Source organism: Bacillus sp. FS02 (genome assembly GCF_024398395.1).
Classification (GTDB): domain Bacteria; phylum Bacillota; class Bacilli; order Bacillales; family Bacillaceae; genus Bacillus; species Bacillus altitudinis.
Genome location: NZ_CP074101.1, coordinates 1,790,757 through 1,809,774 on the forward strand (window position 1 = coordinate 1,790,757; position 19,018 = coordinate 1,809,774).

A 19,018-nucleotide genomic window follows, 5' to 3' on the forward strand; every position below is an offset into this window, starting at 1 on the left:
GTTCTAGTACCCTCTTTCCGCATCCATAATTGCCTTGGCAACCAATAAATCATCCGGTGTTGTCAGTTTAATATTGGTATAGTCTCCTTGGACAATATACACACTCTCACCGTGTAATTGTTCCACAAGACTGGCGTCATCTGTTCCAAGAAAGCCTGTCCGCTCCGCATGTTCATGCGCTTCTTTTAAAATAGAATGACGAAAAGCTTGTGGGGTCTGGACTGCCCACAAGCTCTGACGTTCAATGGTTTGTTCCACTTTGCCTTCTTGAACGCGTTTGATTGTGTCTTTCACTGGTACCGCTACGACTGCGGAGCCTTTTTCAATCGCTGCTTTAACGAGCAAGTCAATCTGTGTATGCTTAATAAAAGGCCTTGCGCCATCATGAACAAGCACGATGTCCGCATCTTGCACAGCCTTCAATCCTTCGTATACACTTTGCTGCCGTTCTTCACCGCCAGTGACAAGTGAAACAGGCGTTTGAAAAGCGTGTACCTTCAGTAGCCTTTCAAAGTCACGACGCTCTTCTTCATTGATCGCTAAGATCATGCGTCTGCATTGTGAATGAGCGTCAAACACCTTCAGTGTGTGGATGATGACCGGCATTCTTTTCAATTCAATAAAAAGTTTATTGCGGCCGGCCTTCATTCGCTTCCCCTGCCCCGCAGCCGGAATAACTACTTCATAATACATGTTCGTTCTCCCTTTAGAGCGCCTTCTCCAGAAGTTTTGGCTTCGCAAAAATCATTCTTCCAGCAGCAGTTTGCAGCACACTCGTGACGAGCACATCAATGTCTTTTCCAATATAATTGCGTCCTTCTTCGACCACAATCATCGTACCGTCATCTAAGTAAGCAACACCTTGGTTATGCTCTTTCCCGTCTTTGATGACCTGTACCTTCATTTCTTCCCCAGGCAGTACAACCGGTTTGACTGCATTGGCTAGATCATTGATGTTTAACACTGCTACTTTTTGAAGTTCGCATACTTTATTTAAATTAAAATCATTTGTCACAACAACACCTGAAGTTAACTTAGCGAGTTTCACAAGCTTGCTGTCAACCTCTTGAATATCTTCAAAGTCACCTTCGTAAATTTCAACTTTAATATCCAGTTCTTTTTGGATACGATTTAAAATATCAAGACCTCTTCGGCCTCTATTTCTCTTTAATACATCAGAAGAGTCTGCAATATGCTGTAATTCCTCGAGTACAAATTGAGGAATGACCATCACACCTTCTAGGAATCCAGTTTGACAAATATCTGCGATTCTTCCATCAATGATAACACTTGTGTCTAAAATTTTCAGCTTTTTATCTTCTATTTCAGGTTCATCATCAGCTGCTCCTTTTTTCTTTGTGACCTTTGCAGATCGAGAGAACAGCCCCATCATTTCATCCTTCTTCTTAAACCCTACCTGAAATCCAAGGTATCCTAAAAAGAAAGCCAGGAAAATCGGAATAATGGTACCAAAAATATGATATGGGATATTGTTTAGCGGGATCACGTTTACAATAAGATATGCTAGAATAAGTCCAAATACTAAACCGAAACTTCCAGATATAAGATCAGGAAGAGGCGCCTTCAATAGAGAATCCTCGATCCATTTCACCCAATTAACCACATAGCCTGTGCACCATTTACCAATGATAAAGAACACAGCGGCTCCTATTAGTGCTGAAGAGTAAGCATTTGTTATGAAAGGTATGTCCTTCACATTTAACAGCAGAAATAACTCTGGAATGATAAAAATCCCTACAACTGCACCGAAAATGATAAAAAACGCCTGAACGATTCTTTTTAACATACCTTCACCTCCTTTATTTTTCATCTGTCAATCCACCTTCATCTGACATTGATATATGCTTAAGTTTCCTATCATCATGAACAGAAAACAAAACCATCATTAATATACCCATATTCATCCATTTTTAACCGTATTTAAGAAAAATTTCTCTTTTTATAGCTGACGGTCGATATAATGTTTTTCTTGCAGTCTTTTTAATCCTTTTTTTATCTTTTTCGCTCTTACTTCTCCAATTCCTTCTACTTCATCCAAATCTTGTACATCTGCTTCCATAATTCGATCTAGCACACCAAATGCTTCGACCACGTTTTCAACGATCGGCATAGGCAATCTAGGGATTTTATGAAGTAATCTGTATCCTCTTGTGTACACATATTCGTCAATATTTGTAGATGCTGGATAGCCGAGTAACTTGTACAAAATAGAGTCATCTAAAAGTTCAAAGCTCGACATATCTTGGAGCTGTTTCAGCAGCACATATGGATCTTTGATCTTTTCTTTCACGTAATCTTTAATAAATAAAGCCGCTTCCTGCTCCATATCTGTAATCAGCTCATTGACTTGCAGACGGATCAAGTGTCCTTCTGTCCCAAGCTCTTTGATATACATATTGATTTCATTTTTGATTCTAAGTACCATTTCATAACGATGCAGCACGGATAATACATCACCAAAGGTCACAAGCTCTTCAAATTCTAAGGCGCTTAACGCAGAAATGGCATGATCTAAAATGGTTTTATATTTCTCAAGTGTTTGTATCGCTTGGTTGGCCTTCGTCAAAATAAAACCAATATCTTTCAGCGTATATCGTCGATTCCCTTGGTATAAGGTAATGACGTTCCGACGTTCAGAAATGGCAATGATTAAGCAGCCTGTCTGCTTTGCTACACGTTCAGCCGTTCGGTGTCTCATGCCTGTTTCTGATGAATGAATGGTTGCATCCGGCATGAGCTGTGTATTCGCATACAAGATTTTTTGACCAGAGTCACTTAAAATAATCGCCCCATCCATCTTCGCCAATTCATATAAATGTGCTGGGGAGAATGCAGAATTAATATGAAATCCTCCATCTACCACACTTTTCACTTTATCGTTATAACCAACAACAATGAGCCCTCCAGTATTGGCTCTTAGGACGTTTTCAATCCCTGCCCGCAGGGGTGTCCCCGGTGCCACAAACTGGACAATATCTAAGAGATCGACTTCTCTCGCTCCTTTTTTCTCTTTTTCCATTTCTATGATCCCCCTAGTGAAATACGAAGTGCCTCTGCTACATTTTCTACACCGACTAATTCAATCCCTCTCGGTTTTTTCCATCCATCTATATTCGCCTGAGGAATAAACATTCGTTTAAATCCTAGTTTAGCAGCTTCCTGCACACGCTGTTCAATTCTTGATACTCTTCTGACTTCTCCCGTCAGACCCACTTCTCCTATAAAGCAATCTGCTTGATGCGGCGCTGCATCTTTAAAGCTTGATGCAATGCTGACGGCAATAGCCAAATCAATCGCTGGTTCGTCAAGTTTCACACCACCTGCGACCTTTAAATAGGCATCTTGGTTTTGCAGCAGCAGCCCTACCCTTTTTTCTAAAACGGCCATAAGCAATGACACTCGGTTATGATCAAGGCCAGTAGCCATTCTCCGTGGATTCCCAAAGCTCGTCGGTGAAATAAGTGCTTGTATCTCCACTAGAACAGGTCTTGTTCCTTCCATTGAGGCAACAACACACGATCCAGATACACCTGCTGACCGCTCTTCTAAGAAGATTTCTGATGGGTTTAATACCTCTGTGAGCCCTTCCTCTCTCATTTCAAAAATCCCTAATTCATTCGTTGAACCAAAACGGTTTTTCACTGCCCGTAAAATACGAAACGTATGATGGCGCTCCCCTTCAAAATAAAGAACTGTATCCACCATATGCTCTAAAAGGCGCGGCCCAGCAATCGAGCCTTCCTTCGTCACGTGACCAACGATAAAAATAGGAATACCATTCGTCTTGGCAATTTTCATCAGCTGGGCAGTGCATTCCCTCACCTGAGAAACAGATCCAGGAGCTGACGTGATATCGCTTTGATAAACGGTTTGAATTGAATCGACCACAACAAAAGCGGGTTTCATCTCTTGTATAGCAGACGTTATATACTCCATATCGGTTTCAGCCAAAACATGTAAAGAGGCACTTTCAATACCGAGACGGTCCGCCCTAAGCTTCGTTTGTTTGATTGATTCCTCACCAGATATGTATAACACATTCTGATTTTGATCTGATAGCTGTGCTGAAACTTGTAATAATAGTGTGGACTTCCCAATCCCAGGATCACCGCCAATAAGAACGAGTGAACCTTTGACAATTCCACTTCCTAATACTCGGTTAAATTCTTCTAAATTCGTTTTAATTCGGGGTTCTTCGGATGTTTCAATTGCAGATATAGGTGAAGGTTTTTGAATGGTTTGAACAGAATGATTAAACGCACTTCGACGATTTGCCGGCTCTTTACGAACGACCTCTTCTGTCATACTGTTCCAAGTGCCGCAGCCGGGACATTTCCCCATCCATTTGGCTGACTCATAACCGCACGATTGGCATATAAATTTTGATTTTGACTTAGCCATAGATTGAAGAATACAACTCCTTATACTGGTCAGAAAATAAGTAAAGGGAGGCATCCAACTTACTGGTATGCCTCACACTTTTTTCTTACTATATTAGTTCGTAGCAGCCGTTGCTTTTACGACAATTTCTCCATCTTCTACATCTAATACGATATGTTGGCCCTTTTCAATATTGCCTTTCAGCAATTCCTCAGAAAGTCGATCCTCGACGTGCTTTTGAATCGCTCTTCTTAACGGACGAGCACCATACTCAAGATCTACGCCTTCGTCGGCAATCTTGGCTTTTGCTGCTTCCGTCAATTCAATTGAAAGGTCCTGCTCTTTTAGTCGTTTTGTCAATTGATCAGACATGAGAGACACAATCTCTTTTAGATGTTTCTTTTCGAGTGAGTGGAAGACAATGATTTCATCAATACGGTTGATGAACTCCGGTCTAAACGCACGTTTCAACTCACCCATTACTTTGCCTTTCATATCTTTGTAATTTTGACTTTCATCCTGCACGTTAAAGCCAACATATTTATTGCGCTTCAGCTCACTAGCTCCAACGTTTGAAGTCATAATCAAAATCGTATTTCTAAAGTCAACAGTACGACCTTTAGAATCAGTGAGACGACCATCTTCTAACACTTGAAGTAAGATGTTAAACACATCAGGGTGCGCCTTTTCAATCTCATCTAGAAGCACGACAGAATACGGCTTTCTTCTCACTTTTTCAGTCAGCTGACCGCCCTCATCATAGCCCACATAGCCTGGAGGTGATCCAACAAGTCTTGAAGTCGAGTGTTTTTCCATGTACTCAGACATATCAATACGAATCATCGCTTCTTCATCACCGAAGATAGACTCAGCGAGTGCTCTTGCAAGCTCAGTCTTACCAACACCTGTTGGCCCTAAGAAAATAAAGGAGCCAATCGGACGTTTTGGATCTTTTAGTCCAGCACGGGCACGTCTTACAGCTTTTGCAACAGCAACAACTGCTTCATCCTGTCCAATGACGCGAGAGTGGAGCAATTGTTCCATGTTCAGGAGCTTATCTGTTTCTGTTTGAGCAATTTTCGAAACAGGTACACCCGTCCAGCTAGAAACAACCATTGCGATATCATCCACAGAAACCTCTGAATTCTCTTGTCCCTGCTTTTCTTTCCAAGATTTCTTCGTCACTTCTACCTTTTCACGCAAACGTTGCTCCGTATCACGAAGAGAAGCGGCTTTTTCGAATTCTTGACTTTGAACAGCTGCATCCTTTTCCTTGCGTACTTCATCCAGCTTTTGCTCAAGTTCCTTTAGATTAGGCGGTGTTGTGAAAGAACGTAAGCGAACTTTTGAACCCGCCTCATCAATTAAGTCAATCGCCTTATCTGGAAGGAAACGATCAGAGATATAACGATCAGAAAGCTTTACCGCCGCCTCAATGGCTTCATCTGTAATAGACACACGGTGATGTGCTTCATAACGGTCTCTAAGCCCTCTTAAAATTTGAATACTTTCATCAACAGATGGCTGGTCCACTTGAATTGGCTGGAATCGACGTTCAAGTGCAGCATCTTTTTCAATATATTTACGGTACTCATCTAACGTTGTTGCCCCGATACATTGAAGCTCACCACGTGCTAAAGATGGTTTTAGAATATTAGAGGCATCAATCGCACCCTCTGCTCCTCCTGCACCAATCAGTGTATGAAGCTCATCAATGAAGAGAATGATATTTCCAGCCTGACGGATTTCGTCCATGACTTTTTTCAAACGATCCTCGAATTCACCACGATATTTCGTTCCCGCTACAACGGTTCCCATATCAAGTGTCATGACTCGTTTATCACGCAAAATTTCAGGCACTTCGTTGTGAATAATTTGCTGTGCGAGGCCTTCTGCGATCGCTGTTTTACCAACACCAGGCTCTCCAATCAAGACAGGGTTATTCTTTGTTCTTCTACTTAGGACCTCAATGACACGCTGAATTTCTTTGCTACGGCCAATCACAGGGTCCAAGCTGTCCTCTTTCGCAATAGCCGTTAAGTCTCTTGCCAAGCTATCTAAAGTTGGTGTATTGGCATTGCTATTAGATCCTGCCGCAGATGCACCCGTTTCATTGCTGCCTAGAAGCTGCAATACTTGCTGGCGTGCTTTATTTAAGCTTACTCCGAGGTTATTTAAGACACGGGCAGCTACCCCCTCTCCCTCACGAATAAGACCTAAAAGAATATGTTCTGTCCCTACATAGGAATGACCAAGCTTTCTCGCTTCATCCATAGAAAGCTCCGTAACCTTCTTCGCTCTAGGTGTGTAATGAGGAATAGCTTGAGACACCTCTTGCCCTCTTCCAATCAAGCTCTCGACTTCTTTTTGGATTTTATCTGAAACAAGGCCCAGTGCTTCTAATGCTTTTGCGGCGATGCCCTCACCTTCACGTACAAGACCAAGTAAAATATGCTCTGTTCCGATGTTCTTATGGCCTAGGCGAATGGCTTCTTCTTGTGCAAGTGCTAATACCTTTTGAGCTCTTTCAGTGAATCTTCCAAACATCATATCGTTTCATCCTCCTGTCCATTCCTATGCATTTCTAAGCGCAGCCTTTCTCTAATAATTGCTGCTCGTTTTATATCTCTTTCATTTGGTTCCAAGGCTCCTCCTGAATATTGCTGAAGGAAGCCAGGCTGTGTCAAAATCATGAGTTCATTCAGTATATTACTTGAAAGCCCCTTAATGATACCTAAATCAATTCCAAGTCGCACATCTGACAAACACTTAGCCGTTTCCTTAGATTCAATCATGCGACAATTAGCCAAAATCCCCAAGGAACGGTACACTCTGTCTTCAAGTTCAATTTTAGACGTCTGATATAATGCCTTACGTGCAGATCGCTCTTGTTCAATGAGCTGCGCCGTCACACTATTCAAGTCATCTACAATATCTTCTTCTGATTGACCCAGTGTCATTTGATTTGAAATTTGAAAGATGTTTCCTATTGCTTCGCTACCCTCACCATAAATTCCTCTGACCACAAGACCTAATTGATTAATTGCAGGAATAATGCGATTCATTTGTCTTGTCAGGGCTAATGCTGGTAAGTGCATCATGACTGAAGCCCTAATACCTGTACCTACATTGGTCGGACAGCTCGTTAAGTATCCTCGCTTTTCAGAAAACGCATAATCCACTTGCTCTTCAATCCAGTCATCTATTTGGTTAGCTGCTTTTAGTGCATTAGCCAGCTGAAATCCTGGGAACAAGCATTGAATACGAATATGGTCTTCCTCATTCAGCATGACACTGATTTCTTCATTTTCTGAAAGCAAACAGCCTCCAAATCTTGATTCTGCTAAATTGGGGCTAATCAAATGCTTTTCAACAAGTACCCTTTTAGCCAAAGGCTGCGTGTCATTCATTCGAATCAGAACAAAGTTTCCAATGTCCTTCACTTCCTGGCTCGCAAACTTTTGCTCGAATTGCTGAAGAACAGCTTCAGCCTCCTCTTGAGAAAACTGAGTTGGGAAACGAACATGCTCTAGATTGCGTGCCAGCCGAATACGACTGCTTAGAACAATGTCACTTTCTGGTCCTTTCTGTTTCATCCATTGACTTAATGCGTCTTGAATAAAATGCTGGAGCGACATGTCGTTAATCTCCCTCCCTCTGCTGAGATTGCTCATGCTCTAACGCACGAATTTGATCTCGAACTTCCGCTGCTTTTTCAAACTCTTCCTGTTCAATCAGCTGCTTCAGTTCTTGCTGCATTAACTCAAGTTTCCGGCGAACATGCAGACTACCGGCAATCCGTTTAGGGACTTTTCCATTATGGACTGTATTTCCACTATGGACTTTCCTTAAAACAGGATTTAAATACTGATCAAAGGTTCGATAACATTCTGCACAACCAAAACGGCCTGTTTTCCTGAATTGCTGAAAAGTTAAGCCACACTTAGGACATTGATCCACTTCTCTTGCCTCTTGAAAAATAGATGATCCTTTATTCGCACTTGTGGTAAAGCTAGGATCAATATTCAATAAGCCTGATAATAAGTTGTGAATCGAGAAACCTTGGTTTCCACTCATAGCATATGAATCACTGTTTTCTTTTGCACATTGTTCACATATGTGCATTTCTTGTTTTTCTCCATTTATTACTTTCGTAAAGTGAAAAGTGGCTGGTCTCTCATTGCATTCTTGACAAATCAATCTTTTCACCCGCTTTACTTTAATTTCAAAGCATTTAACATCGCTTTCATCATCCGAGCTCTCAGTTCATCTCGTTCAGGTAAATCAATGTGTAAAACAGAACGGTCCATGACACTAATCATCATCTTTGCTTCTCTTTCGGATAAAATGTTGTTCTCAACAAGACGCATGATGATATGATCAGATGCAGCCTGTGATAAACGATGATATATTTGGGAAATAATGTTGTTCAATAAATCGACTTCATCATTCATTTTGACTTTAATGATACGGATATAGCCACCGCCGCCACGCTTACTTTCGACGATATAACCTCTTTCGCTCGTAAAGCGTGTATTGATAACATAGTTAATTTGTGAAGGTACGCATTGAAACTTATCTGCAATTTCATTGCGTTTAATTTCTAATATTTCTCGACCATTCTGATCCAAGACTTCCTTCAAATACTGCTCGATGATATCAGAAATATTTTGTGCCACTCCGCCTCCTCCTCCATTGACTTTGACTATATTTGACTTTAATCTTACTATAAATTTTTTCGATCGATTTTTCAAGATAATCGCTCAACTAACAATATTATTTCCACATTTATCTGGTGCCAAACGTCCCAAAAACACAAAAAAGACCAGTTCCGATTGGAACTGATCCTTTGAAAAGCTTGGCGGCGTCCTACTCTCACAGGGGGAAACCCCCAACTACCATCGGCGCTGAAGAGCTTAACTTCCGTGTTCGGTATGGGAACGGGTGTGACCTCTTCGCTATCGCCACCAAACCTGATGGAGAGAATGTTCTCTCAAAACTAGATAACAATGTTCATTTTTCACATTAGAATATAGGTTAAGTCCTCGATCTATTAGTATCTGTCAGCTCCACGTGTCACCACGCTTCCACCTCAGACCTATCAACCTGATCATCTTTCAGGGATCTTACTTCCTTGCGGAATGGGAAATCTCATCTTGAGGGGGCTTCATGCTTAGATGCTTTCAGCACTTATCCCGTCCGCACATAGCTACCCAGCGATGCCCTTGGCAGAACAACTGGTACACCAGCGGTGCGTCCATCCCGGTCCTCTCGTACTAAGGACAGCTCCTCTCAAATTTCCTGCGCCCGCGACGGATAGGGACCGAACTGTCTCACGACGTTCTGAACCCAGCTCGCGTACCGCTTTAATGGGCGAACAGCCCAACCCTTGGGACCGACTACAGCCCCAGGATGCGATGAGCCGACATCGAGGTGCCAAACCTCCCGTCGATGTGGACTCTTGGGGGAGATAAGCCTGTTATCCCCGGGGTAGCTTTTATCCGTTGAGCGATGGCCCTTCCATGCGGAACCACCGGATCACTAAGCCCGACTTTCGTCCCTGCTCGACTTGTAGGTCTCGCAGTCAAGCTCCCTTGTGCCTTTACACTCTGCGAATGATTTCCAACCATTCTGAGGGAACCTTTGGGCGCCTCCGTTACATTTTAGGAGGCGACCGCCCCAGTCAAACTGCCCACCTGACACTGTCTCCCTGCCCGATAAGGGCAGCGGGTTAGAAGGTCAATACAGCCAGGGTAGTATCCCACCGATGCCTCCACCGAAGCTAGCGCTCCGGTTTCCAAGGCTCCTACCTATCCTGTACAAGCTATACCAACATTCAATATCAGGCTGCAGTAAAGCTCCACGGGGTCTTTCCGTCCTGTCGCGGGTAACCTGCATCTTCACAGGTACTATAATTTCACCGAGTCTCTCGTTGAGACAGTGCCCAGATCGTTGCGCCTTTCGTGCGGGTCGGAACTTACCCGACAAGGAATTTCGCTACCTTAGGACCGTTATAGTTACGGCCGCCGTTTACTGGGGCTTCAATTCGCACCTTCGCTTACGCTAAGCGCTCCTCTTAACCTTCCAGCACCGGGCAGGCGTCAGCCCCTATACTTCGCCTTACGGCTTCGCAGAGACCTGTGTTTTTGCTAAACAGTCGCCTGGGCCTATTCACTGCGGCTTCTCGGGGCTTTAACACCCTAAGAAGCACCCCTTCTCCCGAAGTTACGGGGTCATTTTGCCGAGTTCCTTAACGAGAGTTCTCTCGATCACCTTAGGATTCTCTCCTCGCCTACCTGTGTCGGTTTGCGGTACGGGCACCTCTCACCTCGCTAGAGGCTTTTCTTGGCAGTGTGGAATCAGGAACTTCGCTACTAAATTTCGCTCGCCATCACAGCTCAGCCTTCACGGGAAACGGATTTGCCTATTTCCCAGCCTAACTGCTTGGACGCGGATATCCAATACCGCGCTTACCCTATCCTCCTGCGTCCCCCCATTGCTCAAATGGTGAGGAGGTGGTACAGGAATATCAACCTGTTGTCCATCGCCTACGCCTTTCGGCCTCGGCTTAGGTCCCGACTAACCCTGAGCGGACGAGCCTTCCTCAGGAAACCTTAGGCATTCGGTGGACGGGATTCTCACCCGTCTTTCGCTACTCATACCGGCATTCTCACTTCTAAGCGCTCCACCAGTCCTTCCGGTCTGACTTCACTGCACTTAGAACGCTCTCCTACCACTGTTCGTAAGAACAGTCCGCAGCTTCGGTGATACGTTTAGCCCCGGTACATTTTCGGCGCAGAGTCACTCGACCAGTGAGCTATTACGCACTCTTTAAATGGTGGCTGCTTCTAAGCCAACATCCTGGTTGTCTAAGCAACTCCACATCCTTTTCCACTTAACGTATACTTTGGGACCTTAGCTGGCGGTCTGGGCTGTTTCCCTTTCGACTACGGATCTTATCACTCGCAGTCTGACTCCCAAGGATAAGTCATCGGCATTCGGAGTTTGACTGAATTCGGTAACCCGGTAGGGGCCCCTAGTCCAATCAGTGCTCTACCTCCGAGACTCTTACCTTGAGGCTAGCCCTAAAGCTATTTCGGAGAGAACCAGCTATCTCCAGGTTCGATTGGCATTTCACCCCTACCCACACCTCATCCCCGCACTTTTCAACGTGCGTGGGTTCGGGCCTCCATTCAGTGTTACCTGAACTTCACCCTGGACATGGGTAGATCACCTGGTTTCGGGTCTACGACCACGTACTCATGCGCCCTATTCAGACTCGCTTTCGCTGCGGCTCCGCATCTTCTGCTTAACCTTGCACGGGATCGTAACTCGCCGGTTCATTCTACAAAAGGCACGCCATCACCCGTTAACGGGCTCTGACTACTTGTAGGCACACGGTTTCAGGATCTATTTCACTCCCCTTCCGGGTGCTTTTCACCTTTCCCTCACGGTACTGGTTCACTATCGGTCACTAGGGAGTATTTAGCCTTGGGAGATGGTCCTCCCGGATTCCGACGGAATTTCACGTGTTCCGCCGTACTCAGGATCCACTCTGGAGAGAACAACATTTCAGTTACAGGGCTGTTACCTTCTTTGGCGGGCCTTTCCAGACCTCTTCGCTTATATCGTTCCTTTGTAACTCCGTATAGAGTGTCCTACAACCCCAAGAGGCAAGCCTCTTGGTTTGGGCTGTTCCCGTTTCGCTCGCCGCTACTCAGGGAATCGCATTTGCTTTCTCTTCCTCCGGGTACTTAGATGTTTCAGTTCCCCGGGTATGCCTTCTCATACTCTATGTATTCAAGTATGGATACTACTCCATTACGAGCAGTGGGTTTCCCCATTCGGAAATCTCCGGATCAAAGCTTGCTTACAGCTCCCCGAAGCATATCGGTGTTCGTCCGTCCTTCATCGGCTCCTAGTGCCAAGGCATCCACCGTGCGCCCTTTCTAACTTAACCATTTCTTACTTTAGAAAGAATCACTATGTGTGATGAACTTTGCATTGCATTCAATGTGAATGTATTACTTATTGTTATCTAGTTTTCAAAGAACAATCCTGTCTCGCTAGAGACATGTTTGAAGGAATGATCCTTCAAAACTAAACAAGACGAAAAACGTACGCTGCTCCATATATCCTTAGAAAGGAGGTGATCCAGCCGCACCTTCCGATACGGCTACCTTGTTACGACTTCACCCCAATCATCTGCCCCACCTTCGGCGGCTGGCTCCATAAAGGTTACCTCACCGACTTCGGGTGTTGCAAACTCTCGTGGTGTGACGGGCGGTGTGTACAAGGCCCGGGAACGTATTCACCGCGGCATGCTGATCCGCGATTACTAGCGATTCCAGCTTCACGCAGTCGAGTTGCAGACTGCGATCCGAACTGAGAACAGATTTGTGGGATTGGCTAAACCTTGCGGTCTCGCAGCCCTTTGTTCTGTCCATTGTAGCACGTGTGTAGCCCAGGTCATAAGGGGCATGATGATTTGACGTCATCCCCACCTTCCTCCGGTTTGTCACCGGCAGTCACCTTAGAGTGCCCAACTGAATGCTGGCAACTAAGATCAAGGGTTGCGCTCGTTGCGGGACTTAACCCAACATCTCACGACACGAGCTGACGACAACCATGCACCACCTGTCACTCTGTCCCCGAAGGGAAAGCCCTATCTCTAGGGTTGTCAGAGGATGTCAAGACCTGGTAAGGTTCTTCGCGTTGCTTCGAATTAAACCACATGCTCCACCGCTTGTGCGGGCCCCCGTCAATTCCTTTGAGTTTCAGTCTTGCGACCGTACTCCCCAGGCGGAGTGCTTAATGCGTTAGCTGCAGCACTAAGGGGCGGAAACCCCCTAACACTTAGCACTCATCGTTTACGGCGTGGACTACCAGGGTATCTAATCCTGTTCGCTCCCCACGCTTTCGCTCCTCAGCGTCAGTTACAGACCAGAGAGTCGCCTTCGCCACTGGTGTTCCTCCACATCTCTACGCATTTCACCGCTACACGTGGAATTCCACTCTCCTCTTCTGCACTCAAGTTTCCCAGTTTCCAATGACCCTCCCCGGTTGAGCCGGGGCTTTCACATCAGACTTAAGAAACCGCCTGCGAGCCCTTTACGCCCAATAATTCCGGACAACGCTTGCCACCTACGTATTACCGCGGCTGCTGGCACGTAGTTAGCCGTGGCTTTCTGGTTAGGTACCGTCAAGGTGCAAGCAGTTACTCTTGCACTTGTTCTTCCCTAACAACAGAGCTTTACGATCCGAAAACCTTCATCACTCACGCGGCGTTGCTCCGTCAGACTTTCGTCCATTGCGGAAGATTCCCTACTGCTGCCTCCCGTAGGAGTCTGGGCCGTGTCTCAGTCCCAGTGTGGCCGATCACCCTCTCAGGTCGGCTACGCATCGTCGCCTTGGTGAGCCGTTACCTCACCAACTAGCTAATGCGCCGCGGGTCCATCTGTAAGTGACAGCCGAAACCGTCTTTCATCCTTGAACCATGCGGTTCAAGGAACTATCCGGTATTAGCTCCGGTTTCCCGGAGTTATCCCAGTCTTACAGGCAGGTTACCCACGTGTTACTCACCCGTCCGCCGCTAACATCCGGGAGCAAGCTCCCTTCTGTCCGCTCGACTTGCATGTATTAGGCACGCCGCCAGCGTTCGTCCTGAGCCAGGATCAAACTCTCCGAAAAAGTACAAAACCGAAGTTTTGCTTTTCGCCAGTTTGACTGACTACCTATGATGTATCATAGGATTTTTTTATAAAAACTCGAATTAACAGGTACGTTTTGTCTTGTTTAGTTTTCAAAGATCATATTGGTGGAGCCTAGCGGGATCGAACCGCTGACCTCCTGCGTGCAAGGCAGGCGCTCTCCCAGCTGAGCTAAGGCCCCATAAAAGATGGTCGGGAAGACAGGATTCGAACCTGCGACCCCTTGGTCCCAAACCAAGTGCTCTACCAAGCTGAGCTACTTCCCGATCTTAATGGCGCGCCCGAGAGGAGTCGAACCCCTAACCTTTTGATCCGTAGTCAAACGCTCTATCCAATTGAGCTACGGGCGCTTATTTTATAATGCCGAGGGCCGGACTTGAACCGGCACGGTAGTCACCTACCGCAGGATTTTAAGTCCTGTGTGTCTGCCAATTCCACCACCCCGGCGTGGATGGTATAAGCGGAAGACGGGATTCGAACCCGCGACCCCCACCTTGGCAAGGTGGTGTTCTACCACTGAACTACTTCCGCATTACAGGATTTCTTTATGTTGTTTGGCAATGCGGGTGAAGGGACTTGAACCCCACGTCATAAAGACACTAGATCCTAAGTCTAGCGCGTCTGCCAATTCCGCCACACCCGCATAAAAATGGTGAGCCATGAAGGACTCGAACCTTCGACCCTCTGATTAAAAGTCAGATGCTCTACCAACTGAGCTAATGGCTCGCTTTTAAAGCGACTTGTCTATCTTACCATATGAAAGTGGTGCCGGCAAGAGGACTTGAACCCCCAACCTACTGATTACAAGTCAGTTGCTCTACCAGTTGAGCTACACCGGCTTTATCTATCCTAACATTATGTAAGAATAAATATGGTGGAGGATGACGGGCTCGAACCGCCGACCCTCTGCTTGTAAGGCAGATGCTCTCCCAGCTGAGCTAATCCTCCATATTATGTCGTTTCGAATGTCTCTCGATCTGACAAATAGTATTATATAACGATAAGATATTGTTTGTAAAGACTTTTTTAAAATAATTTTTGAATTTATTTTAAAGCTATTTTTTCACATCTTTTCGTTAAGGCACCTAAAGAAGTTTACCACTTGTCTCTTCATTTTAAAAGTCTTTTTTTCATTTTTTTATGTTTTTTTGTTAAAAAGGGCATTAATAGCGCTTTTTCAATGTAAAAACAGCTCTTTTAAAGCTGAAAAATGTTTGTTTTATTCCTTAAATCCTCAGATAACGTGCATATAGAAACGAATTTTTTTATTATTTTATTTTTCCGAGAAACCATTTTGTATATTTGCTTTATATTAAATTGATCCTGGTCATTTTCCAAAAATTCGTCTCAGTGTTCCCTTACCTCATCAAACATTGTGGTGCTTAACTCAAATCTTCCTCCCCTCTCTCATTAGCAAACCAAGATGCCCTTTGCTCTCTTATGTAGGTTTCAATGATCTAGCAGCAAGCGCAGTTCGCTACATATGGTTGCCAGAGGAGAAGATCCTTTTTAGACATGTTTGCTCTTTCGATGTTGACTCTTAGCAAGATGAGCGAGCGACGAGATTGGATGATAAGAATTTTATAGAATGTCTAGAATTCCAGTGAAGGGGATGAAATGAATGAGTTATTGAGAATGTAGTGAAAGACCACTATTTTCAATATAGATAGATATATCATTTATTAAAACACAAAAAAGACCAGTTCCGATTGGAACTGATCCTTTGAAAAGCTTGGCGGCGTCCTACTCTCACAGGGGGAAACCCCAACTACCATCGGCGCTGAAGAGCTTAACTTCCGTGTTCGGTATGGGAACGGGTGTGACCTCTTCGCTATCGCCACCAAACCTGATGGAGAGAATGTTCTCTCAAAACTAGATAACAATGTTCATTTTTCACATTAGAATATAGGTTAAGTCCTCGATCTATTAGTATCTGTCAGCTCCACGTGTCACCACGCTTCCACCTCAGACCTATCAACCTGATCATCTTTCAGGGATCTTACTTCCTTGCGGAATGGGAAATCTCATCTTGAGGGGGGCTTCATGCTTAGATGCTTTCAGCACTTATCCCGTCCGCACATAGCTACCCAGCGATGCCCTTGGCAGAACAACTGGTACACCAGCGGTGCGTCCATCCCGGTCCTCTCGTACTAAGGACAGCTCCTCTCAAATTTCCTGCGCCCGCGACGGATAGGGACCGAACTGTCTCACGACGTTCTGAACCCAGCTCGCGTACCGCTTTAATGGGCGAACAGCCCAACCCTTGGGACCGACTACAGCCCCAGGATGCGATGAGCCGACATCGAGGTGCCAAACCTCCCCGTCGATGTGGACTCTTGGGGGAGATAAGCCTGTTATCCCCGGGGTAGCTTTTATCCGTTGAGCGATGGCCCTTCCATGCGGAACCACCGGATCACTAAGCCCGACTTTCGTCCCTGCTCGACTTGTAGGTCTCGCAGTCAAGCTCCCTTGTGCCTTTACACTCTGCGAATGATTTCCAACCATTCTGAGGGAACCTTTGGGCGCCTCCGTTACATTTTAGGAGGCGACCGCCCCAGTCAAACTGCCCACCTGACACTGTCTCCCTGCCCGATAAGGGCAGCGGGTTAGAAGGTCAATACAGCCAGGGTAGTATCCCACCGATGCCTCCACCGAAGCTAGCGCTCCGGTTTCCAAGGCTCCTACCTATCCTGTACAAGCTATACCAACATTCAATATCAGGCTGCAGTAAAGCTCCACGGGGTCTTTCCGTCCTGTCGCGGGTAACCTGCATCTTCACAGGTACTATAATTTCACCGAGTCTCTCGTTGAGACAGTGCCCAGATCGTTGCGCCTTTCGTGCGGGTCGGAACTTACCCGACAAGGAATTTCGCTACCTTAGGACCGTTATAGTTACGGCCGCCGTTTACTGGGGCTTCAATTCGCACCTTCGCTTACGCTAAGCGCTCCTCTTAACCTTCCAGCACCGGGCAGGCGTCAGCCCCTATACTTCGCCTTACGGCTTCGCAGAGACCTGTGTTTTTGCTAAACAGTCGCCTGGGCCTATTCACTGCGGCTTCTCGGGGCTTTAACACCCTAAGAAGCACCCCTTCTCCCGAAGTTACGGGGTCATTTTGCCGAGTTCCTTAACGAGAGTTCTCTCGATCACCTTAGGATTCTCTCCTCGCCTACCTGTGTCGGTTTGCGGTACGGGCACCTCTCACCTCGCTAGAGGCTTTTCTTGGCAGTGTGGAATCAGGAACTTCGCTACTAAATTTCGCTCGCCATCACAGCTCAGCCTTCACGGGAAACGGATTTGCCTATTTCCCAGCCTAACTGCTTGGACGCGGATATCCAATACCGCGCTTACCCTATCCTCCTGCGTCCCCCCATTGCTCAAATGGTGAGGAGGTGGTACAGGAATATCAACCTGTTGTCCATCGCCTACGCCTTTCGGCCTCGGCTTAGGTCCCGACTAACCCTGAGCGGACGAGCCTTCCTCAGGAAACCTTAGGCATTCGGTGGACGGGATTCTCACCCGTCTTTCGCTACTCATACCGGCATTCTCACTTCTAAGCGCTCCACCAGTCCTTCCGGTCTGACTTCACTGCACTTAGAACGCTCTCCTACCACTGTTCGTAAGAACAGTCCGCAGCTTCGGTGATACGTTTAGCCCCGGTACATTTTCGGCGCAGAGTCACTCGACCAGTGAGCTATTACGCACTCTTTAAATGGTGGCTGCTTCTAAGCCAACATCCTGGTTGTCTAAGCAACTCCACATCCTTTTCCACTTAACGTATACTTTGGGACCTTAGCTGGCGGTCTGGGCTGTTTCCCTTTCGACTACGGATCTTATCACTCGCAGTCTGACTCCCAAGGATAAGTCATCGGCATTCGGAGTTTGACTGAATTCGGTAACCCGGTAGGGGCCCCTAGTCCAATCAGTGCTCTACCTCCGAGACTCTTACCTTGAGGCTAGCCCTAAAGCTATTTCGGAGAGAACCAGCTATCTCCAGGTTCGATTGGCATTTCACCCCTACCCACACCTCATCCCCGCACTTTTCAACGTGCGTGGGTTCGGGCCTCCATTCAGTGTTACCTGAACTTCACCCTGGACATGGGTAGATCACCTGGTTTCGGGTCTACGACCACGTACTCATGCGCCCTATTCAGACTCGCTTTCGCTGCGGCTCCGCATCTTCTGCTTAACCTTGCACGGGATCGTAACTCGCCGGTTCATTCTACAAAAGGCACGCCATCACCCGTTAACGGGCTCTGACTACTTGTAGGCACACGGTTTCAGGATCTATTTCACTCCCCTTCCGGGGTGCTTTTCACCTTTCCCTCACGGTACTGGTTCACTATCGGTCACTAGGGAGTATTTAGCCTTGGGAGATGGTCCTCCCGGATTCCGACGGAATTTCACGTGTTCCGCCGTACTCAGGATCCACTCTGGAGAGAACAACATTTCAGTTACAGGGCTGTTACCTTCTTTGGCGGGCCTTTCCAGACCTCTTCGCTTATATCGTTCCTTTGTAACTCCGTATAGAGTGTCCTACAACCCCAAGAGGCAAGCCTCTTGGTTTGGGCTGTTCCCGTTTCGCTCGCCGCTACTCAGGGAATCGCATTTGCTTTCTCTTCCTCCGGGTACTTAGATGTTTCAGTTCCCCGGGTATGCCTTCTCATACTCTATGTATTCAAGTATGGATACTACTCCATTACGAGCAGTGGGTTTCCCCATTCGGAAATCTCCGGATCAAAGCTTGCTTACAGCTCCCCGAAGCATATCGGTGTTCGTCCCGTCCTTCATCGGCTCCTAGTGCCAAGGCATCCACCGTGCGCCCTTTCTAACTTAACCATTTCTTACTTTAGAAAGAATCACTATGTGTGATGAACTTTGCATTGCATTCAATGTGAATGTATTACTT

The 19,018-nt window shown here is 46.2% G+C and carries 8 protein-coding genes, 9 tRNA genes and 5 rRNA genes; all 22 read right to left on the reverse strand.

Going from position 1 to position 19,018, the window contains the following annotated elements:
• Window positions 1-3: 3 nt before the first annotated feature.
• The 22 genes from ispD to KFQ09_RS09190 all read right to left on the reverse strand — a co-directional run bounded on the left by ispD (window position 4) and on the right by KFQ09_RS09190 (window position 18,948).
• Window positions 4-693, reverse strand: a complete 690-nt coding sequence (ispD, locus tag KFQ09_RS09085) for a 2-C-methyl-D-erythritol 4-phosphate cytidylyltransferase (protein ID WP_008345432.1) — start codon at window positions 691-693, stop codon at window positions 4-6.
• A 13-nt stretch (window positions 694-706) separates the two neighbouring features.
• Entirely contained in the window at window positions 707-1,807 is a 1,101-nt protein-coding gene (locus KFQ09_RS09090; RefSeq protein ID WP_003217214.1) for a PIN/TRAM domain-containing protein, read from the reverse strand.
• A gap of 153 nt (window positions 1,808-1,960) precedes the next feature.
• Window positions 1,961-3,040, reverse strand: a complete 1,080-nt coding sequence (gene disA, locus KFQ09_RS09095; protein WP_007496267.1) for a DNA integrity scanning diadenylate cyclase DisA — start codon at window positions 3,038-3,040, stop codon at window positions 1,961-1,963.
• Window positions 3,041-3,042: 2 nt separating this feature from the next.
• The gene (gene radA, locus KFQ09_RS09100) at window positions 3,043-4,422 is read right to left on the reverse strand and encodes a DNA repair protein RadA (RefSeq protein ID WP_017359160.1); all 1,380 of its coding nucleotides are present in this window, start codon (window positions 4,420-4,422) and stop codon (window positions 3,043-3,045) included.
• Between the two features lie 93 nt (window positions 4,423-4,515).
• Window positions 4,516-6,951, reverse strand: a complete 2,436-nt coding sequence (gene clpC, locus KFQ09_RS09105; protein ID WP_007496263.1) for an ATP-dependent protease ATP-binding subunit ClpC — start codon at window positions 6,949-6,951, stop codon at window positions 4,516-4,518.
• A complete protein-coding gene (locus tag KFQ09_RS09110; RefSeq protein ID WP_008345444.1) occupies window positions 6,948-8,039 on the reverse strand; it encodes a protein-arginine kinase McsB in 1,092 nt (363 codons plus the stop codon). The genes clpC and KFQ09_RS09110 overlap by 4 nt, the downstream gene beginning before the upstream one ends.
• A 4-nt stretch (window positions 8,040-8,043) precedes the next feature.
• On the reverse strand, window positions 8,044-8,601 hold the full coding sequence (locus tag KFQ09_RS09115; protein WP_007496258.1) for a protein-arginine kinase activator protein McsA: 558 nt from the start codon (window positions 8,599-8,601) through the stop codon (window positions 8,044-8,046).
• Window positions 8,602-8,615: 14 nt separating this feature from the next.
• Entirely contained in the window at window positions 8,616-9,080 is a 465-nt protein-coding gene (locus tag KFQ09_RS09120) for a CtsR family transcriptional regulator (RefSeq protein WP_003217184.1), read from the reverse strand.
• A gap of 177 nt (window positions 9,081-9,257) precedes the next feature.
• Window positions 9,258-9,373, reverse strand: a 5S ribosomal RNA gene (rrf, locus tag KFQ09_RS09125).
• A gap of 61 nt (window positions 9,374-9,434) precedes the next feature.
• Window positions 9,435-12,361: ribosomal RNA gene (locus tag KFQ09_RS09130) — 23S ribosomal RNA — on the reverse strand.
• A 182-nt stretch (window positions 12,362-12,543) separates the two neighbouring features.
• Window positions 12,544-14,091 (reverse strand): 16S ribosomal RNA (locus KFQ09_RS09135).
• A gap of 125 nt (window positions 14,092-14,216) precedes the next feature.
• Window positions 14,217-14,292: transfer RNA gene (locus KFQ09_RS09140), tRNA-Ala, on the reverse strand.
• Between the two features lie 8 nt (window positions 14,293-14,300).
• Window positions 14,301-14,377, reverse strand: a tRNA-Pro gene (locus KFQ09_RS09145).
• A 7-nt stretch (window positions 14,378-14,384) separates the two neighbouring features.
• Window positions 14,385-14,461 (reverse strand) — tRNA-Arg (locus KFQ09_RS09150).
• Window positions 14,462-14,472: 11 nt separating this feature from the next.
• A tRNA-Leu gene (locus tag KFQ09_RS09155) sits at window positions 14,473-14,558 on the reverse strand.
• Window positions 14,559-14,570: 12 nt separating this feature from the next.
• Window positions 14,571-14,642 (reverse strand) — tRNA-Gly (locus KFQ09_RS09160).
• A 30-nt stretch (window positions 14,643-14,672) separates the two neighbouring features.
• A tRNA-Leu gene (locus KFQ09_RS09165) sits at window positions 14,673-14,754 on the reverse strand.
• 7 nt (window positions 14,755-14,761) lie between these two features.
• Window positions 14,762-14,837 (reverse strand) — tRNA-Lys (locus KFQ09_RS09170).
• A 37-nt stretch (window positions 14,838-14,874) separates the two neighbouring features.
• Window positions 14,875-14,950, reverse strand: a tRNA-Thr gene (locus KFQ09_RS09175).
• Between the two features lie 33 nt (window positions 14,951-14,983).
• Window positions 14,984-15,059, reverse strand: a tRNA-Val gene (locus KFQ09_RS09180).
• A 782-nt stretch (window positions 15,060-15,841) separates the two neighbouring features.
• Window positions 15,842-15,956 (reverse strand): 5S ribosomal RNA (gene rrf / locus KFQ09_RS09185).
• Between the two features lie 61 nt (window positions 15,957-16,017).
• Window positions 16,018-18,948 (reverse strand): 23S ribosomal RNA (locus KFQ09_RS09190).
• The 16S, 23S and 5S rRNA genes sit together here with 9 tRNA genes alongside, the layout of an rRNA operon.
• Window positions 18,949-19,018: the final 70 nt, after the last annotated feature.